The organism is Vibrio orientalis CIP 102891 = ATCC 33934, from assembly GCF_000176235.1.
GTDB lineage: Bacteria > Pseudomonadota > Gammaproteobacteria > Enterobacterales > Vibrionaceae > Vibrio > Vibrio orientalis.
This window is the reverse complement of sequence record NZ_ACZV01000004.1, coordinates 344,024-369,563: the sequence shown is the minus strand read 5'-3', so window position 1 is coordinate 369,563 and position 25,540 is coordinate 344,024. Positions and strand designations below refer to the sequence as shown.

At 44.7% G+C, this 25,540-nt stretch carries 20 protein-coding genes and 2 tRNA genes; 9 read left to right on the top strand and 13 right to left on the bottom strand.

Annotation, left to right across the window (positions count from 1 at the left end; all coding sequences use genetic code 11):
- Nucleotides 1-120: 120 nt before the first annotated feature.
- Entirely contained in the window at nt 121-1,083 is a 963-nt protein-coding gene (locus VIA_RS05250) for a hypothetical protein (RefSeq protein ID WP_004411521.1), read from the top strand.
- A gap of 63 nt (nt 1,084-1,146) precedes the next feature.
- On the opposite strand, the gene VIA_RS05245 is transcribed toward VIA_RS05250, so the two are convergent.
- A complete protein-coding gene (locus VIA_RS05245; protein ID WP_004411520.1) occupies nt 1,147-2,709 on the bottom strand; it encodes a methyl-accepting chemotaxis protein in 1,563 nt (520 codons plus the stop codon).
- A 326-nt stretch (nt 2,710-3,035) separates the two neighbouring features.
- Here VIA_RS05245 and ylqF point away from each other — a divergent pair, with 326 nt between their 5' ends.
- The 5 genes from ylqF to cqsA all read left to right on the top strand — a co-directional run bounded on the left by ylqF (nt 3,036) and on the right by cqsA (nt 9,387).
- Nucleotides 3,036-3,971, top strand: a complete 936-nt coding sequence (ylqF, locus tag VIA_RS05240; RefSeq protein ID WP_004411519.1) for a ribosome biogenesis GTPase YlqF — start codon at nt 3,036-3,038, stop codon at nt 3,969-3,971.
- Nucleotides 3,972-4,078: 107 nt separating this feature from the next.
- Nucleotides 4,079-5,062: a CobW family GTP-binding protein gene (locus VIA_RS05235; protein WP_004411518.1), complete on the top strand. Its 984-nt coding sequence runs from the start codon at nt 4,079-4,081 to the stop codon at nt 5,060-5,062.
- 438 nt (nt 5,063-5,500) lie between these two features.
- Nucleotides 5,501-6,901 carry a H(+)/Cl(-) exchange transporter ClcA gene (gene clcA, locus VIA_RS05230; RefSeq protein ID WP_004411517.1) on the top strand — a complete coding sequence of 467 codons (1,401 nt, stop codon included), beginning with the start codon at nt 5,501-5,503 and terminating at the stop codon, nt 6,899-6,901.
- 126 nt (nt 6,902-7,027) lie between these two features.
- Nucleotides 7,028-7,984 carry a TDT family transporter gene (locus VIA_RS05225; protein WP_004411516.1) on the top strand — a complete coding sequence of 319 codons (957 nt, stop codon included), beginning with the start codon at nt 7,028-7,030 and terminating at the stop codon, nt 7,982-7,984.
- 221 nt (nt 7,985-8,205) lie between these two features.
- Entirely contained in the window at nt 8,206-9,387 is a 1,182-nt protein-coding gene (gene cqsA, locus VIA_RS05220) for an alpha-hydroxyketone-type quorum-sensing autoinducer synthase (RefSeq protein WP_004411515.1), read from the top strand.
- A gap of 42 nt (nt 9,388-9,429) precedes the next feature.
- Here the strand turns inward: cqsA and VIA_RS05215 are convergent, their stop codons facing one another.
- From VIA_RS05215 to VIA_RS05200, 4 genes are all read right to left on the bottom strand, one after another.
- Nucleotides 9,430-11,475, bottom strand: a complete 2,046-nt coding sequence (locus tag VIA_RS05215; protein WP_004411514.1) for a hybrid sensor histidine kinase/response regulator — start codon at nt 11,473-11,475, stop codon at nt 9,430-9,432.
- Nucleotides 11,476-11,656: 181 nt separating this feature from the next.
- Nucleotides 11,657-14,701, bottom strand: coding sequence for an AAA family ATPase (locus VIA_RS05210; protein WP_004411513.1), 3,045 nt, complete (start codon nt 14,699-14,701; stop codon nt 11,657-11,659).
- An 8-nt stretch (nt 14,702-14,709) separates the two neighbouring features.
- The gene (locus VIA_RS05205) at nt 14,710-15,840 is read right to left on the bottom strand and encodes an exonuclease SbcCD subunit D (protein WP_004411512.1); all 1,131 of its coding nucleotides are present in this window, start codon (nt 15,838-15,840) and stop codon (nt 14,710-14,712) included.
- Between the two features lie 121 nt (nt 15,841-15,961).
- Entirely contained in the window at nt 15,962-17,044 is a 1,083-nt protein-coding gene (locus VIA_RS05200; RefSeq protein ID WP_004411511.1) for a ketoacyl-ACP synthase III, read from the bottom strand.
- 104 nt (nt 17,045-17,148) lie between these two features.
- Between VIA_RS05200 and trxC the strand changes: the two genes are divergently transcribed.
- Together trxC and VIA_RS05190 are read left to right on the top strand one after the other, a co-directional pair.
- Nucleotides 17,149-17,583 (top strand): thioredoxin TrxC, encoded by a 435-nt coding sequence (trxC, locus tag VIA_RS05195; protein ID WP_004411510.1) that lies wholly within the window; start codon nt 17,149-17,151, stop codon nt 17,581-17,583.
- Between the two features lie 198 nt (nt 17,584-17,781).
- Entirely contained in the window at nt 17,782-18,942 is a 1,161-nt protein-coding gene (locus VIA_RS05190) for an MFS transporter (RefSeq protein WP_004411509.1), read from the top strand.
- A 63-nt stretch (nt 18,943-19,005) separates the two neighbouring features.
- Here VIA_RS05190 and VIA_RS05185 read toward each other — a convergent pair whose 3' ends face one another.
- The gene (locus tag VIA_RS05185) at nt 19,006-19,389 is read right to left on the bottom strand and encodes a nitrous oxide-stimulated promoter family protein (RefSeq protein WP_038211327.1); all 384 of its coding nucleotides are present in this window, start codon (nt 19,387-19,389) and stop codon (nt 19,006-19,008) included.
- A 1-nt stretch (nt 19,390) separates the two neighbouring features.
- Nucleotides 19,391-19,909 (bottom strand): GNAT family N-acetyltransferase, encoded by a 519-nt coding sequence (locus VIA_RS05180; RefSeq protein ID WP_004417755.1) that lies wholly within the window; start codon nt 19,907-19,909, stop codon nt 19,391-19,393.
- A 95-nt stretch (nt 19,910-20,004) separates the two neighbouring features.
- Here VIA_RS05180 and VIA_RS05175 point away from each other — a divergent pair, with 95 nt between their 5' ends.
- Nucleotides 20,005-20,442: a DUF4174 domain-containing protein gene (locus tag VIA_RS05175; protein ID WP_004411507.1), complete on the top strand. Its 438-nt coding sequence runs from the start codon at nt 20,005-20,007 to the stop codon at nt 20,440-20,442.
- 17 nt (nt 20,443-20,459) lie between these two features.
- Here VIA_RS05175 and VIA_RS05170 read toward each other — a convergent pair.
- The 6 genes from VIA_RS05170 to VIA_RS05145 all read right to left on the bottom strand — a co-directional run bounded on the left by VIA_RS05170 (nt 20,460) and on the right by VIA_RS05145 (nt 25,494).
- Nucleotides 20,460-20,533, bottom strand: a tRNA-Cys gene (locus VIA_RS05170).
- Nucleotides 20,534-20,572: 39 nt separating this feature from the next.
- Nucleotides 20,573-20,659 (bottom strand) — tRNA-Leu (locus VIA_RS05165).
- A gap of 171 nt (nt 20,660-20,830) precedes the next feature.
- On the bottom strand, nt 20,831-21,163 hold the full coding sequence (gene nirD / locus VIA_RS05160; RefSeq protein WP_004417753.1) for a nitrite reductase small subunit NirD: 333 nt from the start codon (nt 21,161-21,163) through the stop codon (nt 20,831-20,833).
- Nucleotides 21,163-23,646 (bottom strand): nitrite reductase large subunit NirB, encoded by a 2,484-nt coding sequence (gene nirB / locus VIA_RS05155; RefSeq protein ID WP_004411505.1) that lies wholly within the window; start codon nt 23,644-23,646, stop codon nt 21,163-21,165. The genes nirD and nirB overlap by 1 nt, the downstream gene beginning before the upstream one ends.
- Nucleotides 23,647-23,657: 11 nt before the next feature.
- Nucleotides 23,658-24,515, bottom strand: coding sequence for an ABC transporter ATP-binding protein (locus tag VIA_RS05150; RefSeq protein ID WP_004411504.1), 858 nt, complete (start codon nt 24,513-24,515; stop codon nt 23,658-23,660).
- A gap of 10 nt (nt 24,516-24,525) precedes the next feature.
- A complete protein-coding gene (locus VIA_RS05145) occupies nt 24,526-25,494 on the bottom strand; it encodes an ABC transporter permease (protein ID WP_004411503.1) in 969 nt (322 codons plus the stop codon).
- Between the last annotated feature and the right edge of the window lie 46 nt (nt 25,495-25,540).

The following is a 25,540-nucleotide window of genomic DNA, read 5'->3' as shown; positions in this document are numbered from 1 at the left end:
TTGTTAATCAGTTTAATTATATAAGAAATATTGATGTAGTATATAGGGCAAAAATGTTACTCACATTTCCCCTTAACCCAGTAAGCTATCTGTCATTAGTAATCTCAAGGAAATAAAGAGATGGATAAGGTAAAACGCTTTTTCAGCCAACTGTTCACTGAAATCATTGATGTCACTTGGACACTGTATAAAGTGATGGTTCCGATCATCCTTGTGATCAAGGTGGTCGAAGAATTTGGCGGCATCGACATCCTTAGTCAATGGCTTAGCCCACTGATGAGTTTCGTCGGTCTCCCCGATGAAATGGGGCTGGTTTGGGCAACAACGTTATTAACCAATATCTATGCTGGGCTATTAGTGTTTATGAACAGTGACGTCGAATTGACTGTTGCCCAAGCTTCAGTGTTAGGCTCTCTGATGCTCATCGCACACTCGTTGCCGATTGAAGCGGCAATCGCCAAGCGCGCAGGTGTCAGTATGACAGTCACTCTACTTCTACGCTTAGGTGGCGGCCTACTGTTTGCTTGGATTCTTCATCAAACCTATCAGTTTGGCGATTTACTTGATCATCAAGCCCAAATAATCTGGAGCCCGGAGGTGGTTGAGCAACAAAGCTATCTTGAATGGGCCTGGAGTCAGGTAGAGAATCTTATCGCTATCTTCGTTGTGATCTCTGTACTTTTGTTTTCTCTCAAGCTACTCAAAGTGCTTGGTATTGAGAAACTGATGGCTATCGCGCTCCGTCCGATCCTCAAGGTTCTAGGCATTAGCCGAGAAGCGACCAATATGACAATTGTCGGCATTACCCTAGGGCTCTCTTTTGGTGGCGGACTTTTGATCAATGAAGCAAAGCGTGGCCACATACCCGCTAGAGATGTGTTTACTGCCATCATGCTACTTAACTTGGTCCATAGCATGATCGAAGACACCATCCTTATCATGCTAATCGGCGCTGACTTCACTTCTATATTTTGGGGACGTCTCATATTTGGCTTGCTGATCGTCGCCACGCTTTCAAGGTTGTTAAAAGGCCTGACGGAAGAAACCTGTCACAAATACCTCTATCAACCAGTCAAATCTTAAAAGCTATGCTTTAGACCGATAGAAAAAAGCCCTGCAGTTGCAGGGCTTTCAGTTTGGTAAGCGTTATTTTTCTTCAAATCGTTTCGCGAGATGATGGAACTCTTCAACTTGCGCTTTTAGATCAGTTGAATGTTCTTTTACTGAGTGCGTAGCCGCTAAGTTTTGTTCTGCTGTCGCAGCGATAGATTGAATATGTGAGCTGACATCATTGGTTAACTGGCGTTGCTGGTTAGCTGAGCTTTCTACCGAATTTATCAATTCATGCATTTGTTGCATTAAGCTTTCCACCTCTGACAAACGAACAGAACTTTCTTGAGCAGATTGGCCACATTTATTCGTCTGTTCACGGTTGTCGAGAATATCTCTCTGCCAGCCTTCTATCGTACTTAACATCGCCTCAATGCTTTCTTTGATTTGAATTGTCGCTTTCGACGTTCTGCCAGATAACGCGCGAACCTCATCAGCCACGACCGCAAAACCACGGCCTTGTTCTCCCGCTCTTGCTGCTTCAATTGCCGCATTGAGTGCCAACAAATTGGTTTGTTCTGCAATACCACCGATTTCTTCCATCATATGGCTAACATTTTGCGCTTGCTCACTCAGTTGATAAGTCGTTTGGGTCGCCTTTTCTGCTTGAATCGCCAAGTTATCTAGGTTGTGATGCGTCTTATCGAGGCTCTGCTTTGCACTTACACATGTATGAATGGTTAAATCTACAATCTGGTTCGCCTCATGAGCACTTGAAGAAACTTCATTCGCGGTTATTTCAACTTGTTCTGTCGCACCTCGGACTTGAAAGATGTCTTTCGTCTGTTGATCCAACGCCTCACTCACTTGATAAGAGGTGGCACTTAGATTGTCCGCTAAATCTTGTATTGGCTGAGCAGAATCGGTCATTCGGCCAAGAACCGTCCTAATCCGAGCTGACGACAACTGCAAATGGAAATCAGCGATTGAAAAAGGATCACTACCAGAGAAAATTAGGCGGCTAACACTGTCATACTTAGCTTGAAGTTTCTTTAATTTGGCCGGAGTAGTGAACAACTCTTGACGGAAGAATAGAACTAACGCAAACAAAGGTAAGGCACTCAAGCCAATAGCAGTCATACCCTGTAAACCTGATGTAGCCGTTGCGATTGGAGCCACAAACGCTCCTAACAAACAACCATAGCGAACAAAGTCTGGCATTTTAATGGACCAACGTGAGCCTGATTTCTCCGCTTTGATCAGCGCTTTATACGCTTTATCGGCGGTATTCACCCACTCTCGTTTTGGCTTAACTCGTACAGACTGAAACCCAACCACTTCATTATGCTCGAAAATCGGCGTTACATAGGCATCAACCCAATAATAACCACCAGATTTGGTACGATTCTTAACAACGCCACGCCACGCTTTGCCCTGATTCAGGTTGCTCCACATGTCTGCAAAAGCGGCCTTCGGCATATCTGGGTGGCGAACGATATTATGGTTTTGTCCAAGTAATTCATTTTCTGAATACTCAGCGATTTTACAAAAGGCTGGGTTACAATAAGTAATTACCCCCTTTAAGTCGGTGGTCGACACCAGTTGCTCAGTATCATTTAAAAGCGTTTCACGATCGGAAGAAGTTGGGCTGACGGTCATTGTCTTATCTTTTTTGTGGTAATTTGTAGCACGAAAATATATACAATAAATCAATTTATGACAAAGTATTAATAGATGTTAGAAGTAATACTTTCGTATGAGAATTTGTATTCATATAAATTGTATCCTGTGTTGTATGAAAAGCAGAGTGACCGAACGCATAATCTTAGATAATTTGTAAAATTTGCTAGCGCTAAAACGCAGAAATTTAACAACCGTCACTTAGCTCTCATTTATCGATCTAGATATCCTCGAACCTTTAGCCCTTTACTCTTGTCTATTTCCCCTTACAATTGACGCAATTTTGAATTTCAAGGTTGAATCCTATGTCTATCCAATGGTTCCCGGGGCACATGCACAAAGCCCAAAAAGAGATTGCGGAAGCGATCCCTCAGATTGATGTCATTATTGAGGTACTTGACGCTCGTATCCCTTTTAGTAGCGAAAACCCAATGATTGCTGAGTTAAAGGGCGATAAACCAGTTGTTAAAGTTCTTAATAAACGTGACCTCGCGGATCCGGAACTCACTCAACTTTGGATTGACCATTTTGAGAAAGAGCACAATGTTAAAGCCATTGCGATCACGACATCTCAGCAACAAGAAGTAAATCGAATCATGGAGCTGGTGCGCAAGCTTGCCCCTCATCGCGAAGAGATCGGCAAAAACATTCGCACCATGATCATGGGTATTCCGAACGTAGGAAAATCAACCATCATCAATGCACTGGCTGGCCGTACAATTGCAGTAACGGGCAACCAACCAGCCGTGACCCGTCGCCAGCAGCGTATTAATCTACAAAACGGAATTGTTCTCTCTGATACTCCAGGGATTTTGTGGCCGAAGGTAGAAAACCCTCACAGTGGTTTCCGCCTTGCTGCAACTGGTGCTGTTAAAGATACCGCAATGGAATACGATGAAGTGGCCTTCTACACAGTAGAGTACTTAGCCAAGGCTTACCCGGAGCGTTTAAAAGAGCGTTACTTACTTGAAGAACTGCCTGAGTCTGACATTGAGATCATGGAAGAAATCGGTCGTAAGCGCGGTGCACTGAGTGCCGGTGGCCGTATCAACTTGCATAAGACGTCTGAAATCCTCCTCCATGAACTTCGTAACGGTACGCTTGGTCAAGTCACTCTAGAGCTCCCTGAAATGATCACACAAGAATTGATCCAAGTTGAAATAGAAGCAACGCGTAAAGCAGAAGAAAAAGCGAAGAAGAAAGAAGAACGCCGTAAACGCTACCTTAAAAACAAACGCTAATCACCAGATTCAGCTAGCATCGAGGCAGTCATTAGGCTGCCTTTTTTGTCTCCATTTTTCAGCATCTTTTGTTATAGTATAACAAAGACTAAAATGAGACAGGTTCAATGGGTATCCCAACTAATATCATCACCGGCTTCCTTGGCACTGGTAAAACAACTGCAATTCTCAACTTACTAAAAACAAAACCAGACAACGAAAATTGGGCTGTGTTGGTGAATGAGTTCGGAGAAATCGGTATTGATGGCGCAATGATGACAGAACAAGGTGCTTTGATTAAAGAAGTACCCGGTGGCTGTATGTGCTGCGCTGCAGGTGTGCCAATGTCAGTCGCTGTTACAGCCCTATTGCGAACAAATCCAGATCGTTTAATTGTCGAGCCAACAGGGCTTGGTCACGCGCATAAAGTCCTCGCGACGCTAACCTCTAGTCAGTTTGTCGACTACATTGATTTAAAAGCGACCATTGGTTTGGTTGATCCAAGAAATCTCAGGATTGAAAAGTATACCAACAACCAGAACTTCAATGACCAACTCGCCATTTCCGACATCATCATCGGTAATAAGGTAGATCAATGTCATGTCGCTGATATTGATGCCTTCAACGATTGGGTCACAAATCAAACTCCACCAAAGATTTTTAGCCAGTTAGTCAAGCAAGGTAACTTTCCAAGCGAGCTTCTTAGCATTCCACGCCGTGACGCTTCACCATCATCCGAGGTCGCAGCACATCACCATGAGCACGCAGAGCAAGAGCCTCAATTTGTATTAGAACCAAGTCAAACTCATGTTCGTAAAGAGAACAGCGGCCAAGGCTATTTTAGCTGTGGCTGGATCTTCGGTGCTGAAGTCGTATTCCAGTTTGACGAGTTATTCTCGGTATTGTCAGATATTACTGCAGAGCGGGTTAAAGGCGTGCTAAATACAACCAATGGCTGCTTTGCCTTTAACGTCAGTAACGGCGTTGTAGCTGTAAATGAGCTGTCGCTGCAAGGGTTTGAAAGCCGACTCGAGGTTATTGATAGCCAATTATTACCATGGGACCAGTTAGAAAACGTTTTATTGAATATTTCCAACTTAACTGAAGAGTAAGACAAGCACTGAGTTTTTAGCTAACTACAGACGACAAGAGGCGCACCTTAAGTGCGCCCTATCCCTCGTTACTCAATCGTGAGTCTGCGAATCAGGAGGTCATTATGTTGCGACCTGATAATAAACGAGGCGTTTGTATTTTTCGTTTGAATCCATCCAAATTGTAGGTAAGGCGATATTTCCTCCATGCGGGTCGGTTCAGATTGCCTTACCCTTTAACTATGGTCCAAAACGCCAATTATGCAAGGACAACCAAGGCACGATTGTCTCGGAACTGTGACATTAGTCCCGCGAATTTATTTACCTATTTAAAACTGAACTTATCTCTCAATTTTGCAACTCAATATTGCAATCTTATCGCTATAGTTACACCTGCACAGGCGTATAATTTACATCAAACCTATTGTTGATACTGATTATACTGGAGTCCCCCTTTCCATGACCAAAAGAGAGAAAATTAAGCAATCCTTACTTGCAGCAGTTCCCAAGGATGCCATCAATCAATTTCTCTCTAAGGATAAAACCCCCGTCTCTGTCTTGCTACTGTCCCTACTAGTTGGTGTTCTAGCAGGTATTGTGGGGACCTACTTTGAAATCGCTGTTCATTTTGTTTCCGAAACACGTACCGACTGGTTAAAAAATGAAATCGGCGGGGTGGTTCCTCTTTGGTTAGCCGCATTTATCATTAGTGCCGCGCTCGCCTTTATCGGTTATTTCCTTGTACATAAATTCGCTCCTGAGGCAGCAGGCTCAGGGATCCCAGAAATCGAAGGGGCAATGGATGGAATCAGACCGGTAAGATGGTGGCGAGTCATACCGGTGAAGTTTTTCGGCGGTATGGGCGCACTCGGCTCAGGTATGGTACTAGGTCGTGAAGGCCCAACGGTACAAATGGGTGGCGCAATCGGTCGTATGGTCACTGACATTTTTAAAGTCAAAGATGACGATACACGCCACTCATTGCTAGCTTCAGGAGCGGCAGGAGGCTTGGCTGCGGCTTTCAACGCACCGTTAGCGGGTATTATGTTTGTGGTAGAAGAGATGCGTCCACAGTTTCGCTACTCTTTGATTTCAATCCGAGCTGTGATTATTTCTGCCGTATCAGCCAACATCGTATTTCGTTACATCAACGGGCAAAATGCTGTCATCACCATGCCCCAATATCAAGCACCGGAGCTTGAAACACTGTGGCTATTCTTGCTACTTGGTGGATTATTTGGTGCGTTTGGTGTGCTGTTCAACCACTTGGTCACCCTGTCTCAAGACCTATTTGTACGTCTGCATAAGAATGACCGTAAGCGCTACCTGATCACAGGAGCTCTAATCGGCGGATGTTTTGGCATCATGCTACTCTACTTGCCAGAAGTGACAGGCGGCGGTATTGGTTTAATCCCAACCATCACCAATGGTGGCTACAGCGCAACCATCCTGTTGCTGCTGTTCGTTGCCCGTATCGTCACTACGATGATCTGCTTCGGCTCTGGTGCTCCCGGTGGTATTTTTGCCCCTATGCTCGCGCTTGGCACCCTATTTGGGTATGCATTTGGCTTGATTGCGCAAAGTCTGTTTCCAGAGCTAAACATCACTCCAGGAATGTTCGCTATTGCAGGGATGGGGGCGTTATTCGCAGCAACAGTTCGTGCCCCTATTACCGGTATTTTATTGGTCATCGAAATGACCAATAACTATTACCTCATTCTGCCTTTAATCATCACAAGTTTGGGCGCGGTAATCTTCGCTCAATTGTTTGGCGGCCAACCTATCTATAGCCAGTTGCTTCATCGAACTCTTAAAAATGAGAAGTTACGACAGAAAGATCTACCAAGTGACCCTCACTGAGGTTTGCACCGCAGATACTCCACTTGATATGATCGCAACAACTTTACCGACAATGGATTCTTTCGGTAAAAAATAGAGCTTTTACGTTATCTAAATACCGCTTTACTCTAATAAGGACGTATTTCATTGAACTGGAGACGCTTCACTCAATTTCAGAGTGTTCCCCCCTCACAAGCAGCACTAGCTTTAGGCTTTATTGGACTGGGCCACGCTTGGGCGCTTTACATACCTGAAGTTGGGGAATTGATTCGTCCCTATCTGGCGGGAATCGGGGCGATTCTGCTCTTTCCTGTTTTGGTGAAGTACTTAACTAGCTACAACACCTTCATCAATGATATTCGCCATCCGTTAAGTGGTAGCCTGATGGCCCCAATGAGTATGGCTTTGCTGATTCTATGTGATTATTTAGCGGTCATTTCCCCCATCATCGCCTACCCTATCTGGTTTGCAGCTCTGCTGTTGCACTTCACGATGATGATACTGTTCTTCACCTTCCAGTTGATGAACTTTAAGATGTCCAACATTGTACCAAGTTGGTTCCTGTACCCTGTTGGTATGATTAGCAGTTCATTGGCGGGAACACAGTTTGGTCACACTGTTTTTTCGGAAACTCTGGTAAGCGTCTGCATAGCGATCTATTTCTTTATGCTGCCGTTAGTTCTCTATCGTCTTGTTTTTGAAGGAATGTTACCAAAGCGAGCTAAGCCAACACTGGCGATTATGGCCGCACCAATCAATCTCACCTTAGCGACTTATCTGGTGAATTTCCCTGAACCGGACCCTATTTTGACTGGAGCTCTAGCCGGGATTGCCATCACCATGACGATGCTAATCTACCTGTGCTATATCCGTTTAATGCGACTCAAGTTTCAACCTTCCATCGCAGCAGTCACTTTCCCTTCAGTGATAAGTGCTGTAGCCATGCATCGCTTAACCACGTTCTTCGAGCAGTATCACCCGCATTGGCATTGGTTACATAAGTTTGGTCTGTTTGAACTCTCTGTCGCAACCGGACTAGTAGCATGGGTAGCTGTAGGTTACGTAAAAATGTACTGGCCAGAAGTCACTCGTAAAGCTTATTAACTAATACGAAAATATTAATTTATTAATAAATTAGTAACTTATTAAATTTAAATATAGCCCCAAAAGCGTATCGAGAATTGAGATATATTAAATCGAGTATATTTTTGTTTGCAGAAATGCGCAAGAAAATAACCTTTTATATTAGACTAATTTCTTAACTCACATCATAAATAGCCTTGTCAGCTGGCAGCAATATTTTGACAACTACAAGGCTAACTATTATGAATATGTTAAGTGACCACTCGTGCTTGCCTAATTTCGTCAAGCAACGAATCGATTTTTATGTTACCGATCTAATAAATAAAAAAGACAATGGTCGAAATTTAGTTTTAGGTATGAAGCCAGAAAGCACAGATATTATTTTACAAAGTAACGATTATCTATCTCTTTCAAACCACCCAAAGATTATCGATGCCCATGTCAGATCTCTGACTTCTCGAAAAGACACGGCATTTATGTCCAATGTATTCCTTCACGGTGATGGCTTGGATAAAAATGTCGAGCAAGAATTGGCGGACTACACGGGTTTTCAATCCTGTACCATCGCACCATCGGGCTGGATTGCGAATATTGGTTTATTGCAAACCATTTGCGACTCAAGCACCAATGTTTACATCGATTTCTTCGCCCATATGTCAATGTGGGAAGGGGCCAGAATTGCAGGAGCCAATATTCACCCATTCATGCACAATAATGTTCGTCATCTCAGACGCACAATTAAGCGAAATGGCCCTGGTATTGTCCTTATCGACTCTATATACAGTACCGTCGGCACCATTGCTCCGCTGATTGAAATCATTGAGGCCGCTAAGGAGCTGGGTTGTGCGATTGTCGTTGACGAGTCACACTCATTGGGTACCCATGGAGAACAAGGCGCAGGGCTAGTACATTCGCTAGGGCTCACGCATAAAGTGGATTTTTTGACCGCAAGCTTAGCTAAAACGTTTGCCTATCGCGCAGGGGCCGTTTGGTGCAATAACGAAACCGGGCAAGTCGTGCCTTATGTGTCGTTTCCATCAATATTTAGCTCCGCAATGATGGCATGTGAACTGGATAGGATCAGTGCGACATTGACAGTCATAAAAGAGAGTGACCATGCGCGAGCAAACTTAGCCCATAACGCACAACAAGTCGTTTCTGGATTAAAATCGATTGGTTTTGAAATTAGAAGTGAGTCTCAAATAATTGCATTAGAAACTGCAGAAAAAACAAATACACGAAAGGTAAGAGACTTTTTTGAAGAACGAGGAGTATTTGGATCGGTATTCTGCACACCAGCGACACCCGACAATAAGAATATATTACGCTTATCTTTAAATAGCTCATTAACTAAGAAAGATATTGATAAAATATTGTCCGTTGCAGATGACGCATTTAGCCACCCAGACCTATACTTCATTTAACCAATTAATAATAGCACCTATTAACTAATAGGTTATAAAACATTACAAATATAAGGATATTTTATCAAGCAGGTGCTCTTTGTCGACGGGCTTAATTAAATAGTCGTTCATTCCCACCTGCTTTATTTTCTGTAAAGTTTCTTGGCAGTTGTCACCCGTATGTCCAACAATCGGTATATCGAAATAATCTTCAGACGAATGCCTTATCGCCTCTGTCGCATCAAAACCATTTAGTTTGGGCATCTCAATATCCATCAGTATCAGATCGATCGACTGAGAGCCTAAAACATCAAGGACTTCTGTCCCGTCACTCGCATGAGAAACTTGATAACCCTGTTTATTGAGTAAAATAGTCGTCAGTTGACGCATTGAAGCATTGTCGTCGGCGATCAATATTCGTTTTCCAACGCTTATGGTCTTGCGAGGTATTTGCGTTCGATCGGCCTCACAACGGCCAAACATGAGTTCAGAAAATACGTCCGTCGTATTCTTCAATACTTGTAACTTCTCGATCGGATAGATGGATAAGAAGCGACTGAATTTGGTGTGGTAGTGGCTGTTCTTGTCATAGAGAACGACCAATTTTGCTTCCGTAAAATGCAATTTTGACTCTAGTTTTAGATACTCAGACTCAGTGCAGGTATCTAGATCGATCAAAATTAAGTCGTACTCAAATTCGTACTCCTCTTTTTGATACGCTTGCTCAAGTGTCACGTCCGACAGCTCGGTCCCCATATAGAAAGCAAACTCATTCAGTTTACGCTGCACTATGAGATCAGAGCCGATATATAATATCGATTTAGTACGCAGGATCTCTTGCTTGATCGACGTAATGGTTTGAGAATGTTTGTGCGGGAATTTGAGGGTAAATTGCGTCCACTGACCTAATTCAGATTCGCATTCAATCGAACCGCCAAATGAGTGCATGACCCGCTGGCAAAATGGCAGCCCTAGCCCGTAGCTAGACGCTTTACCTGATGTATAGAAATCTTCGAAGATATAGTCAATTTTCTCCGGTTCGATCCCGATACCATTATCTTCAAAATAGAGGTAGTTTGCCTTTTCGTCTGCATTCACCGTAATCGAAATCTTAAATCCATCATCATTTCGGTAGTACAACGCGTTTTTTAGCAAGTTGTACAATGCGTACTTCAATAAGGTATCACTACCAAAATACTCAAAATCTTGACCCACATTGAGAGTAATGTATTTACTTGTATTCGCGCCGCGATAGGAATAAGTCTCTAGAGACTCTCTAACCACTTCCCCAGCGGAGTGCAATTTGAACGTAGATTGAGAGACACGGTTTTCATCAATAGATGTCAACAGTAAATCAATCGCTTCATTACCGTTATGAATTACCTCATCAGCACTGGCCAGAACCTCTTTCATTCTCATTAGATCCTGACGTGGCAGTTCAACAACGTCACGATTGTTAGCCTTTGACGAAGGAAGCAAAGAGCTTAATACGTCCAATGACGTTTGCAGAGCGCTCAATGGGTTACGCATTTCATGGGCAATGCCCGCACCAAATGACTTAGCAATGGATACTTTTGCCTCGTGCTCAACCTGATTTCGGAAGTAAAAAAGATTACCAAAAATATAGGTGAACAGGAAAATGGGGATATATGGCCAAACTACGGGAATACCACTGTCTAGTAGCCCATGGTTAAAGCCGTACGCGCACAACGAAGCTAAAGCAACGGCCGTCGTTGCCTGAACGATCATAACTCTCGTCTCGTGTACAAGAAGAATATGTAGAAAGATCGAGCTCATAAAGGACATCGCCCAAACGGTCGACCAGCCATTCATAAACATCATGAACGAGAAGAAGAACGGCAGACAAATAGTGATTGTCGTTAAGTAGTAATAGGGTAAAAAGCGCTTAATTATAGTCGGAAAGGAGTGTCTTAATGCCAACCCGAGCAGCAGTAACGCACAAAACACTCTCAGCAACCCATTTTCATAAGGCTGAGGGTAAATCACCGTCCACACGAAATAGTAGGCAGGAAAACCAATACATCCCATCCAACCTACTAGGGAAAGGTTGGGTTCTGCATATTGGTAAATTTTCTTAACTACATCCATCTACTACAGCCGTTACTGGTTTATCTATATTATGCAAGCTGCGCACAGAGTTTACTGCCGCATCTGCTGAAAAATAACATATTAATAATTACAATATGAGTAAAGCGATGACATTCACGCCACTACTCAAACCCCACATAAGAAACTCGCTGCATTTCTATAATTCTAGCCGCTTATTGAATCAGTGGGTACCAACTAGGCGTATCGAACTTCCTACTCTAGATGATTCCACATCCAATCTAAGTGGCATTTGTTCTTTAAGCTCAGAAATATGCGAAATAACCCCAATTGTGCGACCACTTTGTTGTAGGTCAACCAAGATTTGCATTGCCAGATCCAACGACTCGGGATCTAAGCTACCAAAGCCCTCATCGATAAAGAGTGTATCAAGACGAATACCGCCGCTGTATGACTGAACGACATCAGATAAACCTAATGCCAACGCCAACGCCGCCATGAAGGACTCGCCACCTGACAATGTCGCGACATCGCGAACTTTTCCGGTATAGCCATCCTCGACCGAGAGATCTAAGCCTCGCCCAGCAGCGCCCTTAAATCCTTCGGTCTTACGCACCAGTTGATATCTACCGCGGCTCATAATACTCAGTCGCTGTGAAGCTTGGATCAATACATCATCAAGTAACACGCCAAGCACAAAGCGATGCAGGCTGACGCGACTGCCAGTTTTTCCGCTCGCTACATCGTAAAGGGTGCCATAAACTTTATACTCTGCTTCTAACTTGCGATTTTTCTCATGCAGTTGAGCAATATCTTGAGCAACTTTTTCTAAGCGATGTAGTGTCGACTGAGTAACGTCCAACGCTGTTCTTGTTTGCAGATATTCGGTTTGTTGTTGCTCTACAGACTGTTGCTCTTGCTCTAGATTCGGCTGCTGCATATCGACAAGAGCTTGTTCTAGATCGCTGATGGTCTGCTCTAGCTGAACACTTGTACGGTTATATTGAGTTATCTCGTTTTGCCACATCTCTAATTCAGACGGTGTGGAACGAGATGCCAAGAATTGTTGTTCGGACGCAAAAGAGGTCGCTTGCAGCGCGCTGTGCCATGCCTGCTCATTAAGCTCGCGTTGCTTCACCGCTTGGCTGAGCAACTCATTGTGAGTCATCGTTTGTGATTCTAGGTTCGACTGCCTAATCGCCGCTTGCTGAACCTGACTCTGTGCGCCTTCTAATGCCTGCTTAAGCTGCAACATTATCTGCTGCATTTGCGCACGTTTTACTTCAACTTCCTCAACCGTATTGAACTCTCCATTGATCGCAATCGTGAGCTTTTCAAGTTGTTCGATGCTCAGCTTCAGAGCCGTATCATTGGCAGAAATTTCTTCTTTAAGCTGATTGATTTTCGTTTCACCATCAGAGCAACGCTGGTTAAGCTCAGTAACCATCTGCTCCATTTTGATTACATCGATGGTTGAAAGATGCTGCAAACGAAGCTGACGCTGATTGAGCTGTTCCTCAACCTCGGCAATGTTAAGCGTCGCCTTGTCACCTAATTCAACTTCTGCTGCCTTGACCATGGCTCTATTTTGCTCGCATAGCGCAAGGTGTTGTCCGAGAGTACTGCTTGCCTGATTAAATTGGTCGAGCGCCGCTCGCTCGATTTGACGAGCACTTTCTACCTGTTGCTTCGAGACTTCATTGCCAACAAAACTTGCTGGCGATGGGTGCGTACAACTACCACAAACCGGGCAAGGTCGATCCGTTTCAAGCTTCTGAGCAAGAACTGCAGCTTGTGCATTGTGCCAATCAAGTTCGACCTCATTAGCCAATTTTTGTTTGCTAGCCAGTTCTGTTTGTAAGGCTTGCTTTGCCGATTGCTTTAATTCAGTTTGCTTATCCAAACTGGCTTGTTCGCCCTTAATGTGTGCGAGTTTACGCAGATCAGAGACCAAGCGTTGACTGCTGGCAAGCTCCGCTTCTAGTGTCACCTTCTCGGTAACATCCCTCCGAGCTTGCTCTAAGTCTTGACTGCCTTTCAGAGCGTCACTTGCGAGCTTATCTTTGAAAGCCACGTATTTATCTAATGTTTGCTGTTGCTCAAGCTTTTTTTGCTCTAACGCATTCACGTTTGATTGCTGCTGAGCTCGGTCCATTAACTTCTGCTGAGTTTGGTCTAGCTTGAACAATTTCTCATTCAAAGCCGGGAGTTGCTCTGCTTCGATAGTTGCTTTTTGATGTTGAGCTTCACTCTGCTTTAACATCACTTGTGCTTGCTCTTTATCCGCGTTTAGCGCGGCTAGCTTTTGTTCAAATTCAGTGACTTGCTTTAAGCTAGATTGCCACTGCGAATATGGCGCTTCTAGTTTGTTCGCTTGTGTTGCTCGCTCTAATGCGGAGTTGCGCTCTGTGATAACGGCTTGCTGTTCTTGGTGCGTTTTTAAAGCAGCCCTTCCCTGCTCTAGTTTCACAAACTGTCCATTAAGCGCGGTCATCTGCTGTAGCTTGGCTTTCGATTGACTAAGCTTTTCTGAACTTGTTTGCTCGGCAACCTTAGCTTGAGCAGATTGTTCATTCGCTTCGGTAAGCTTACCGTTCAACTCTTGCTCAGTACCGACCTCTCCCACCTGCAGGGCACCACGGATTTGGTTATCGAGTTCATCCTTCGATTTACTGATTGAGAGTGCACGATCTTTTAAAGCGAATTCGATTTTTTTATAGATATCCGTTTGAAATAGCTGACCAAATATCGCTTCTCTGTCTTTCGAGCTAGCCAGCAGTAGTTCGCGGAATTTACCCTGTGGTAATACCATGACCTGACGGAACTGGCTTTCGTTTAGCCCTAATAACGCCGTTACCTCTGTTTTGACTTGCGCTGTTTTACTAGTAATCAAGCGCTCTTCACCGGTAATCTCGTACAACGACGCTGTATGTTTACGCGTTGTTGTTCCTTCGCCGCGTGCTTTTGGCGCTTCTTGTTCAGGGGCGCGTATCACACGGTAACGTTTATCATGCAAAGCAAACTCTAAGCTAATCTCAGTCAATAAGTTTGCCGCGGCCTGATCGCAACGCATTTGCACGCCTTGGCGTTCATTACCTGTGGTTTCGCCATATAGCGCGAAGCAAATCGCATCTAAAATCGACGTCTTACCGGAACCCGTTGGGCCGTTAATTAAGAAAAGAGGATTACTACCAAGCTGAGTAAAATCGACTTGTTCAGTCTTGGCAAAAGGACCAAATGCTTGCAGCGTGAGTTTTAATGGTTTCATTGCTGTTCCTATTGCTGGCTTAGTTGCTTGATAATGTCGGTGATAGCTTTGTCTTGCTCCTCACTCAACTTTGCGTCTTGTGCCTCTAGGAAGAAATCTCGGAACATATCTGCTTCACTGCGAGCTAACTTAGCCACCGCCATTTCTTGTTCAGTACCAATCAACATACCTGGCTTTTCTAGATGCAAAACGTTGGGGTAGACGACTCTCAACTTGTCCATTGGGTTTAAGATGGCGTGCTTGTCCATCAAACGCACCAACAGGTAGTCTTCACTATTCGGATCGGTTTTCCCTTGCGATAAGATTTCGTCCAATTCACCTTCAATAATGCGCATCTGATGAGGAGCTTTCAGGTCAATGTGGGTGGCCGACTTAAAGCCACCTTCATCTAACTCGACCAGCGTCATACCTTTTTTCTGATGCTGTTCTGAAAAGCTGTATTTCATCAGGGAGCCCGAGTAGCGAATGTGCTCCTCGCCTTTTTTTTGCGGTTGGTGCAAGTGACCAAGTGCCACGTAATCGAAGTCGACAAAATGTTCGTGACTAACACGATCTGAACCACCAATAGACAACGGGCGCTCCGATTCTGATTCAATCGCACCATCAACAAAGCAATGACTAATCAATACGTTCTTTGTGCCATCCTCGAAGCTCTTTTTGATCTCTTCACATAAATGCTGATGGGCTTCGTCATGAGTAGATACTGACTGTTTGAAATGGTGACGAACTAGCTCAGGATCGTTGTATGGCATGCCATAGAAAGCAACTGGCCCTATATCGCTATCCAAAACTATCGGTGTAACCATGTCTCTAAAATTTGAAATGATATGCAGGCCAGATTCTTTCATCTGTTTTGAGGCAAAACCCAGTCGCTCAGCACCATCGTGGTTACCCGGGATCAGAATGATAGGCAGTTTAAGCTCACCACACACTTGTTCAACAAAATGATTCATTAACTCTATCGCGGCTGTCGGAGGCACAGAACGATCGTAAATATCACCCGCAATCACCAACGCATCGACAGGGTGCTGCTGTAAATAGTCAGTTATTTGCTGCAATACAGCGTTTTGATCATCGAGTAGAGAAACATTGTGAAATTGGCGACCTAGGTGCCAATCAGATGTGTGAAGAAATTTCATGCTAGCCCAGCGGAGTTCTTATCGTTAGGCGAGTATAATAATCTCAATGGTAGGTGATAGATATAAAAAGTCGCACATAAAGTGCGACTTAAATTGTGAATAATTTCAATACGTGACGAGATTACGCACCTTTCTTGCAATGCTCGATAGCGTTAGCAAGTAATTCTAGCGCCGTGCTCTTACACTCAGGTAGAGCAGCATCACTTTGACCAAGAGCCGTCACTCGTTCGCCCCATTTGATATGACCAGCGCCCCATGTGAGGCCAGCACCAAAGGCCGCGAGTAATAGATCGTCTCCTGGCTTAACCTTACCTTGCTCAAGCGCTTCACAAAGTGCAATTGGCACTGTTGCGGCAGAGGTATTGCCGTAATTGTGAATATTCACAAACGCCTTATCTTGGCTAATACCTGATAGATCACACAAAGTTTGGATAATACGAATATTCGCTTGGTGTGGGATCACCACATCAACGTCGTCTGTCGAGAGTTCACTGCGCGCAAGGACACTTTGAGCAGCGGCGCCCATACCTTTCACGGCACGCTTAAAGATTTCTTTACCAACAAAGTTGAAATCCCAATGCCCATTGTCGGCAGCAAAGCGATCCATTGAGGTACCAAATTTTGGTACAGCAAGAATGTCACGCCCCGCAGAATCACACCCTAATTGCGCTTCTTGCAGACCGACTTTTTGCTCCGTGCGGCTAAGGACCGCTGCACCAGCACCATCACCAAACAACACCGCGGTATCACGCTTAGTCCAATCGATAAAGAACGACAGTCGCTCTGCACCAACAACAATGGCGTTTCGGTAATTGCCAGATTGCATTAGTCGTGTTGCGGTTTCTAACCCGTACACAAATCCTGTACATGCAGCATTGAGATCAAAAGCTGCTGCCGCTTTGATACCTAAGTTCTGAGAAACCTTAGATGCGGTATTAGGAATCAATGAGTCAGGAGAACAAGTCGCGATTATAATCAAATCGACCTCTTCTGCCGTAATACCTGCGCAAGCTAACGCGTGCTTTGCCGCCACTGTCGCCATATCAGAGGTATTTACGTGACTAATACGGCGGTTCTCTATGCCCGTTCGCGTGCGAATCCACTCATCGGAGGTATCTAAAAAAGTGCTTAAGTCTTCATTGGAGAGCGTCGCTGGGGGTAGGCACTTGCCCCAGCCAGTAATTTCCGCATAGAAATTTTTCATTTTGAGCCTTTGAATTAGTTATTTGTATCACTCGTTCGATTCAGAGTATAACTATCTACGGCAATCACTGTCATCTAATTGAAAAAAACAACGAGAGAAAAGTCATGTCTACCTTTAACACTCGATGCCCATCTTGCTCTGGCGTCAATCGTGTTCCATCTGAACGCATTTCAGAGTCGCCAAATTGTGGGAAATGCCAAACATCACTATTAGATGGAGCACCTATTGAAGGAACAGAGAGTAATTTTGACGCAATCCTAAATAGCCCTGTTCCTGTCGTCGTCGATTTTTGGGCGACTTGGTGCAATCCTTGTGTTGGCTTTGCACCGGTATTTTCAGACGTTGCCAACGAGCGAGCAAAAAACGTCCGCTTTGTAAAAATAGATACCGAAGCTCAGCAAAACCTTGCGGCTAAATACCAAATTAGAAGCATTCCAACCATCATGGTATTCAAGAACGGAAAAAGAGTTGATGTTATCAATGGAGCTTTGCCAAAAGGACAATTTGATCAATGGCTTAATCAAGCCTTACTGAAATAGCACTCTCAGGAAAATCATCTAAGAATTGCGGCAATTACCGATGTATTTGCTGCAATTCACCTACTATTTCTCACCTCTCATCTGCATAAATATTTTTTGTCGTCATAAGAAAAACTTTTCGTTTTACCCAATCCTCTTTTCGCTCCATAGTCGCGCCCGAAATTGCTTACCATTTATTCACTTTAAGAGGCCACGACATTGGAAAATACCCTTGCACCAACACCGAAAGCTCGCATTTCTGTACCTGTAATTGCGCTAGCTCTATATGCGGTCGCATCGGGGTATTTAATGAGTCTGATTCCTTTAATGCTTGGCGAATACGGCCTAGATAATTCTCTTGCAAGCTGGCTTGCAAGCGTGTTTTACGCTGGTCTTCTCATCGGCGCAGTGGGTGTAGAGCCAATTGTAAAAAAAGTCGGACACCGTAATGCATTCGTCTGGTGTTTAGTGACATTCATGGTAACCATCATGATTTTGCCTCTAGCTCCTTATTCAGCTGTCTGGATTATTGCGCGCTTAGTAGCGGGTATGGCAGTCGCTGGCGTATTTGTTATCGTTGAATCTTGGTTGCTTCATGGTGATGAATCCGCACGAGCAAAGCGCTTAGGTCTGTACATGGGTGCACTGTATGGCGGTAGCGCATTAGGACAACTGGGTATCGGCGTAATTGGTATTTCTGGTGGCGTTCCTTTTATCACCATTATTACCTTGTTGATTTTAGCTGTCGTGGTACTACTGTTTGGCGAAAGTGATCAGCCACAAAGCGAGCACAGTGAGTCTTTATCACTAAAACAGATCAGTAAACTGAATCACGCTGCAATCATCGGTTGTATTGTTTCAGGTTTAACCTTAGGCGCTATCTACGGATTAATGCCAGTCGAACTGTTTGCTCGTGGTATAGCTCACAGCGACATTGGCAGCCTAATGGCAGTGGTTATCTTAGGTGGTATGGCGGTGCAGCCTGTCGTTCCTTGGCTATCTAAATACTTAGGTCGCACATTACTGATGGCACTGTTTTGCCTACTCGGCGTAGCTGCAATTACATTTACGACATTAGTCACTGGCATCCAAGCACTTGCGGCTGGACTGTTCTTCTTAGGCGTTGCAACATTTGCGCTTTACCCTGTTGCAATCAACCTTGGTTGTGACAAGTTGGATGCGAGCTACATAGTTTCAGCGACTCAAGTTATGCTGTTTAGCTACAGTATCGGTTCTGTTGCTGGTCCTGTCGTGGCAGACAGTTTCATGTCAGGCGCACAAGGTTTGATGGGCTACTTGTTTGCAGCTCTACTCGCAACTTGCATCTACATGTTGATAGCAAGCATTAAGACCAAGCGACAAGCTATCGCTGGAGAATAATCATAGAAAAAGAGGCACCTAGCGTGCCTCTTTTTAGTTTCAAACAGTGCTACTTATAACACCCTACTTAGCTTTCTTTCTTACATGTCGGTTTGATGCATTCGGCATAGGCTTATCCGGAACTGGTTTCTTTTCATGTAACAAATGGCGAATGGCTAAAATCGGATGAGGCAATAACATTCTCGGCCCTGAGAAACGCATAACTTGGCGCATTTGTTCTTTCTGCTCGGGCTTATAGCAATGAATTGGGCATTGATTACAGGTCGGTTTCTGTTGTCCATAAGGGCAACGGTCTAAGCGAGTCTCTGCATAGTCTAATAGCGTTTTACATTCTTGGCATAAGCCCTGTTTCGTTGCATGATGTGCATGGCAGTATATCGCGACCATCGCACTGACTGTTTTAAACTCAATACGAAGTTTCCCTTGAAGAATATCCGATACGATCACTTCACTCACTATCCAGACTCATTTGATATAACAATAAATCTACTGTATCACTTATTGCCTCTTGAACTTTGACATAGGTAAAACCGAGTTTAGTTAACAACGCTTGGCTAGCCCCGTTGTCTGAGGTTGTTATTGCTACCAGTTCATCGATTTCGGGCTGTGTACGAGCACACGCTATTACTGCTTGCCCCGCTTCATATCCATAACCTTGACCATAAGCGGCAGGTTTAAAACCATAACCGATGTCGTAAGCCGTAAGCTCTGGACGTTTTATCAGTCCACACACACCGAGCTTTTCTTTGGTGTCGCTACGCTCCACCAGCAGAAGGCAAACACCATGTACCTCATGCATAGCGTGAATGTTGTTTTGTATGTACAACTGAGCATCACCAACTGTGTTAATGCCTTTATCACCAACAAAACGAAGGAAGTCTTCACTGCTGTATAGCTCGAGGATAAATTCTGCATCCTTTTGCTCTACCATCCTTAACGTTAGTCGCTCACTAGACAGTCTGCGCATTACCTATTTCCACCTCTTTACTCGGTTATTTGAGCTTAACACCTACACTTAACGTAGAACACATAATGATGATCCTTAACAAAGCGAGGAAAGCTATGCGCTCTGCTTTAATACTCAGCATTACATTACTATACAGCGCAACGGCGTGGACATACCCAGCGTACGCGACGCATTATCAGCATCGCAGCGTGATCTATTTCGCTCCGACCAATGATGAGCACGTGAAGCAGTTTTTACTTGAAACTCTGATTAACGATTGCGAACTGCAAGACAGAGACTTGATCACCATGGTGGTGACTGAAGACGGCTTTACCAACCCCGTTTGGGTCAAACATGAATTTAATCTAAGTGCACTATTTGATGTTTATGACGTAAAGCCCGGCAGTCATACCGCGGTACTCATTGGCAAGGATGGTACAGAAAAGCTGCGTTGGGGAAAGCAAACAAACTGGGAATTGATTAAACAAACTATTGATGTCATGCCAATTCGACAATATGAGATTGAGACTAGAAATAGTCCATGTTCGGCTTAGGAGTCAGATCTATCGAATGGAGGCGCCTCCCGGAATCGAACCGAGGTCCACGGATTTGCAATCCGCTGCATAGCCACTCTGCCAAGGCGCCTTTATTTGTTGCTTGTTTCTTATCTTGCTTATTGAGGGATGGTGCCCCGGGCCGGACTTGAACCGGCACAGCGCGAACGCCGAGGGATTTTAAATCCCTTGTGTCTACCAATTCCACCACCAGGGCAACGCATAAAGCGATGGTACACCATCATTCTCGCCACAAGAACTGCGAGAACGAGGTGTACTCTAACGGATAATAATCTAGGGTCAACCAATTAATTTCTTTTTCTGTTCAATTGGTTAAAAAGCCAACCTATATGTTTAACATCTAGGCTATACGATCTATTTCTAATCACTAATTTAGAGTGAGGACCACGTTACCATTCTCAACAGCAACGGGATACACACACAACTTCACTTCATCATTTTCGATACACTGACCCGATTTAAGACAGAAGTGCTGTTTATAAAGGGGAGAGGCTACACACAACTGGCCCTTAACATCACCGACAATGCCACGACTGATCACAAAGGCTTGGCCGATAGGATCCCAGTTTTGCACAGCAAAGACACCAGCAGAAGGAATATTGAACAGTGCCACCTGCTCACCACCTATCATTGCGCTACAACCTTGGTAAGGCGGTAACTCGTCTAAGCGACAAATCCTCTCTTGTATAAGTGTATCCATTACAATTCCTCCCTTACTGGTATACGTTGGCCACGGATACGTTGATAAGGTAACGCTTGGCTCTCACTATCAACGTTAATGAACGGTTTGAATCGCGCAAGTTTCTCAGGCTTATCAAGCGTACTTTTCCATTCGCATTGATAGGTATCCACCACGTGTTGCATTTGCTGCTCTAGTGACCGAGCAATATTCAACGAATCATCAATAACGACCTGTTTCAAGTACTCTAGGCCTCCTTCAAGGTTCTCCAACCATACCGAGGTTCTTTGTAAGCGATCGGCAGTACGTACATAGAACATTAGTACTCGATCAATCAGTGCAATTAGCTCTAATTTAGAGAGATCTGAGGCGATTAAATCAGCATGCCTCGGTCTCATCCCACCATTACCGCACACGTAAAGATTCCAGCCGTTTTCTGTTGCGATTACCCCAATATCCTTACTCTGCGCTTCAGCACATTCACGGGTGCACCCAGATACTGCAAATTTGATTTTGTGCGGTGCGCGAAGGCCTTTATAGCGATTCTCTAAATCAATTGCTAAACCAACCGAGTCATCAACACCATAACGACACCAAGTTGAGCCAACACATGACTTAACGGTTCTCAGCGACTTCCCGTAAGCGTGGCCTGTTTCAAAGCCAGCCTCAATCAATGCTTGCCATATTTCAGGTAAATGCTCGACTTGAGCGCCAAACAGGTCAACTCGCTGTCCGCCCGTAATTTTGGTGTAAAGGTCATACTGCTTAGCCACCTGACCTAACACAATAAGCTTGTCGGGGGTTATTTCTCCACCCGCAACTCGTGGAACAACTGAGTAGGAACCATCTTTTTGCAGGTTGGCCATGAAAGCGTCGTTGGAGTCTTGCAAACTGCTGTGTTGCGGTTCCATAATATGCTCATTCCACAACGATGCGAAAACCGAAGCCGCCGTCGGCTTACATAGATCGCAGCCATGCCCCTTACCATGCTTGCTAATCAAGGTGTCGAAGTCTTTAATTTCCTCTACCTGGCAGATATGGAACAAGTCTTGTCTCGATAGTTCAAAGTGCTCGCAAATATGGTTGTTGACCTCAACGCCCATCGCCACCAGCTCTGCATCCAATACCGTTTTGACCATGTTGCTACAGCCACCACAACCGGTACCGGCTTTGGTTTGCGACTTGAGTGAATAGAGATCATGAGCACCGGCTTGAATCGCACTGACTAAATCGCCTTTACTGACGTTATGGCATGAACAAATGATCGCACTATCTACCATCTCTCCTTGTAGCATGCCCGTATCAAACAGCAGGTTTGCAGCATGATCAGGCAGCGGGGTCTGGTTAAGATAGCACTGTAACAAGGCATCATAATCAGAGTTATCCCCGACCAAAATCGCTCCTAGTAACTGGCTACCTGACTTATCGACAACCAACTTTTTGTAGATACCTGCAACCGCATCTTGCAGGAGCATCTCTTGAGCGCCTTCTGTCGTTTTGTGTGCATCACCAATGGACGCGACATCTACCCCAAGTAACTTAAGTTTGGTGCTCATATCAGCACCAGTAAAGCCAGCATTGGCTCTGCCAAGTAGAGAATCAGCCACCACACGAGCCATGGTGTACCCCGGCGCTACGAGACCAAAGATTTTCTCTTGCCATAGGGCACACTCACCAATCGCATAAATTGCGTCGTCACTGGTCTTACATTGATCATCAATAACAATGCCGCCTCGCTCACCTATATTCAGGCCAGATTGCCTTGCTAGGGTATCTTGCGGGCGAATACCAGCAGAAAACACAATCACATCAACTTCGAGTGGCTCAGCATCTTTAAACACCATGCGATGATTCGCCTTTTCTCCATCGCAAATTCTTTCTGTTGCGGTTGACGTATGGACCGTTAGCCCGAGCGCTTCAATTTTTTCTTTCAGCACATTGCCTGCACCATCATCAAGCTGAACCGGCATTAAACGAGGCGCAAACTCAACCACGTGGGTTTCAACACCAAGCAGCTTCAAAGCATTCGCCGCTTCTAAGCCGAGTAAACCACCGCCAATGACTGCACCCGTTTTCGCTCCCTGACATGCAGTTTTAATTTCAGCAAGATCATCTAACGTTCGGTAGACAAGGATATTTTCTCGATCATTACCTTCAATTGGTGGCACAAATGGGAATGAACCCGTCGCTAATACCAATTGGTCATAACTGAGTGAACGTCCCTCTTCGAGAATGATATTCTTACCCTCTCGATCGATATTGGTGACCTTGCTGCTAAGCAGAAGAGCAACACCATGCATCTTGTACCACTCTTCACTGCTGAGCCTCAGATCTTGATGGGATTTGCCAGAAAACAGGGCCGATAACTGAACTCGATCATAAGCAATGAAGCGCTCTTCACCGACAACGGTAATCTTTTTTTCTAAATGAGCTCCACGCTCGATAAGTTGTTCCACCAAGTGATGCCCAACCATACCGTTACCGACAATGACAATATGTTCCATAATGATTCTCCTTAGGCAGTCTTGGCAGGCACTTCTAGCTCTTTCTGCTCTGTGCTCTTGATTGGCGCAGTGGGTTTAGACTGTTTCTCATACAGAAAACGTAACACTGCTTGGCGATATTTTTGATACTGGGGATCATCAGCAAGAGCAACGCGATCTCTAGGTCTTGGTAGGTCAATCGACAATACTTCACCAATGGTCGCAGCTGGTCCGTTGGTCATCATGACAATTTTATCTGACAGCAATACTGCTTCATCAACATCGTGGGTAATCATGATGACTGTGTTGTTTAGATCAGCCTGAATATTCATTAATGAGTCTTGCAAGTGGGCCCGTGTTAAAGCGTCTAGAGCACCAAATGGTTCATCCATCAGCATCACTTTCGGTTTCAAAGCTAAGGCACGCGCTATACCCACTCGCTGCTTCATACCACCCGAGATTTCATCAGGTCTTTTGTCTGCAGAATGAGACATTTGAATCAGTTGAAGGTAGTGCTCCACTTGTTCTTTAATCCACACCTTACTCTCTTGTTTACCTACGTACTTATTGACTACTTGCTTTGCGGCAAGCTCGACGTTTTGATAGACCGTTAACCAAGGAAGCAGAGAATGATTTTGGAAAACCACCGCACGCTCTGGCCCCGGCCCACTCACTTCTCGGCCATCAACTATCACTCCACCATCAGTAGGAAAATGGAGACCAGCAACAAGGTTCAGTACGGTCGATTTACCACAACCTGAATGTCCAATTAGCGAAATAAACTCTCCTTTTTTGATTTGGAGGTTAACGTTTTTAAGGGCAATAAATTCCCCGTTCGGCGTCGGGAACTTCATACCCAACTGAGTTAAATCTAGTAATGCTTTAGACATAAGAAACTCCTTATCTCAATGCCTGCTGTTTGTTCCAAGAGAGCCATTTCTGTAGCTGTAACATGCCGCGATCGAGCAGTAAGCCAATAAAGCCAATGGTGATGACCGCGACCATAATTCGCCCTAATGAAGCAGAACTGCCATTTTGAAACTCATCCCAGACAAATTTTCCAAGGCCGGGATTTTGCGCCAACATTTCGGCTGCAATCAGCACCATCCATGCGATACCAAGAGATAGCCTCAGGCCTGTAAAAATCATCGGAATAGCAGACGGAAGGACGATCACTCGAATGTGCTGCCACCATGAAAGTTGCAATACTCGACTGACATTAACAAGATCCTTGTCGACACTAGTGACCCCAACTGCCGTGTTAATTAACGTTGGCCACAAACTACATAACGCTACGGTAAGTAGTGAATTGACGAACGATTTCGCGAACATGGGATCGTCACTCACATAGGTAGCACTGACGACCATGGTGACAATAGGTAACCAAGCCAGCGGTGACACAGGTTTGAGTAATTGAATCACCGGGTTAAATGCCTGATAGACGCCTTGATTGAGACCCAACACAATGCCAAGCGGAATGGCGATCGCTGTCGCCAACAAAAAACCACACGCAACTGTCACCAGACTCGTTACAATTTGGTCAAAAAAGGTCGGCTTGCCGGTATAAGGTCTAATTTTCACTTTCGCATCAGGATTTTTTGCCAATTTGGCCGCATTACGCTTTTCTTGACGTTCGATAAAGGCGAGCTCTTTTTCACCTTCCTGCCAATGCTCAACAACTAAATTACTAAACTGTTGGTAGGTTTGTGCGGGCCCCGGCAGAGTCCCCAACGATGTTTGCACCTGACGCGCGCTTAGATGCCACATCATTAGGAACATCAGAACGCCAATGATGGGCAGCAAAAACGCTTTACTTTTGTTCGCGACCAGCTTTTTACTTGGGATTAGCGATATCACATTGCTCGACATAGTTACTCCTGTACATCCTTGTTAATTTCGATTGTTGCTCGTCTTG

What these genes read in the sequence shown, in the direction of transcription:
- VIA_RS05180 (WP_004417755.1), bottom strand. Translation starts at nt 19,909, where the DNA reads ATGCGCAGACTGTCTAGTGAGCGACTAACGTTAAGGATGGTAGAGCAA.
- VIA_RS05150 (WP_004411504.1), bottom strand. Translation starts at nt 24,515, where the DNA reads ATGTCTAAAGCATTACTAGATTTAACTCAGTTGGGTATGAAGTTCCCG.
- cqsA (WP_004411515.1), top strand. Translation starts at nt 8,206, where the DNA reads ATGAATATGTTAAGTGACCACTCGTGCTTGCCTAATTTCGTCAAGCAA.
- ylqF (WP_004411519.1), top strand. Translation starts at nt 3,036, where the DNA reads ATGTCTATCCAATGGTTCCCGGGGCACATGCACAAAGCCCAAAAAGAG.
- clcA (WP_004411517.1), top strand. Translation starts at nt 5,501, where the DNA reads ATGACCAAAAGAGAGAAAATTAAGCAATCCTTACTTGCAGCAGTTCCC.
- nirD (WP_004417753.1), bottom strand. Translation starts at nt 21,163, where the DNA reads ATGGATACACTTATACAAGAGAGGATTTGTCGCTTAGACGAGTTACCG.
- VIA_RS05235 (WP_004411518.1), top strand. Translation starts at nt 4,079, where the DNA reads ATGGGTATCCCAACTAATATCATCACCGGCTTCCTTGGCACTGGTAAA.
- nirB (WP_004411505.1), bottom strand. Translation starts at nt 23,646, where the DNA reads ATGGAACATATTGTCATTGTCGGTAACGGTATGGTTGGGCATCACTTG.
- VIA_RS05210 (WP_004411513.1), bottom strand. Translation starts at nt 14,701, where the DNA reads ATGAAACCATTAAAACTCACGCTGCAAGCATTTGGTCCTTTTGCCAAG.
- trxC (WP_004411510.1), top strand. Translation starts at nt 17,149, where the DNA reads ATGTCTACCTTTAACACTCGATGCCCATCTTGCTCTGGCGTCAATCGT.
- VIA_RS05215 (WP_004411514.1), bottom strand. Translation starts at nt 11,475, where the DNA reads ATGGATGTAGTTAAGAAAATTTACCAATATGCAGAACCCAACCTTTCC.
- VIA_RS05175 (WP_004411507.1), top strand. Translation starts at nt 20,005, where the DNA reads ATGCGCTCTGCTTTAATACTCAGCATTACATTACTATACAGCGCAACG.
- VIA_RS05245 (WP_004411520.1), bottom strand. Translation starts at nt 2,709, where the DNA reads ATGACCGTCAGCCCAACTTCTTCCGATCGTGAAACGCTTTTAAATGAT.
- VIA_RS05200 (WP_004411511.1), bottom strand. Translation starts at nt 17,044, where the DNA reads ATGAAAAATTTCTATGCGGAAATTACTGGCTGGGGCAAGTGCCTACCC.
- VIA_RS05250 (WP_004411521.1), top strand. Translation starts at nt 121, where the DNA reads ATGGATAAGGTAAAACGCTTTTTCAGCCAACTGTTCACTGAAATCATT.
- VIA_RS05205 (WP_004411512.1), bottom strand. Translation starts at nt 15,840, where the DNA reads ATGAAATTTCTTCACACATCTGATTGGCACCTAGGTCGCCAATTTCAC.
- VIA_RS05145 (WP_004411503.1), bottom strand. Translation starts at nt 25,494, where the DNA reads ATGTCGAGCAATGTGATATCGCTAATCCCAAGTAAAAAGCTGGTCGCG.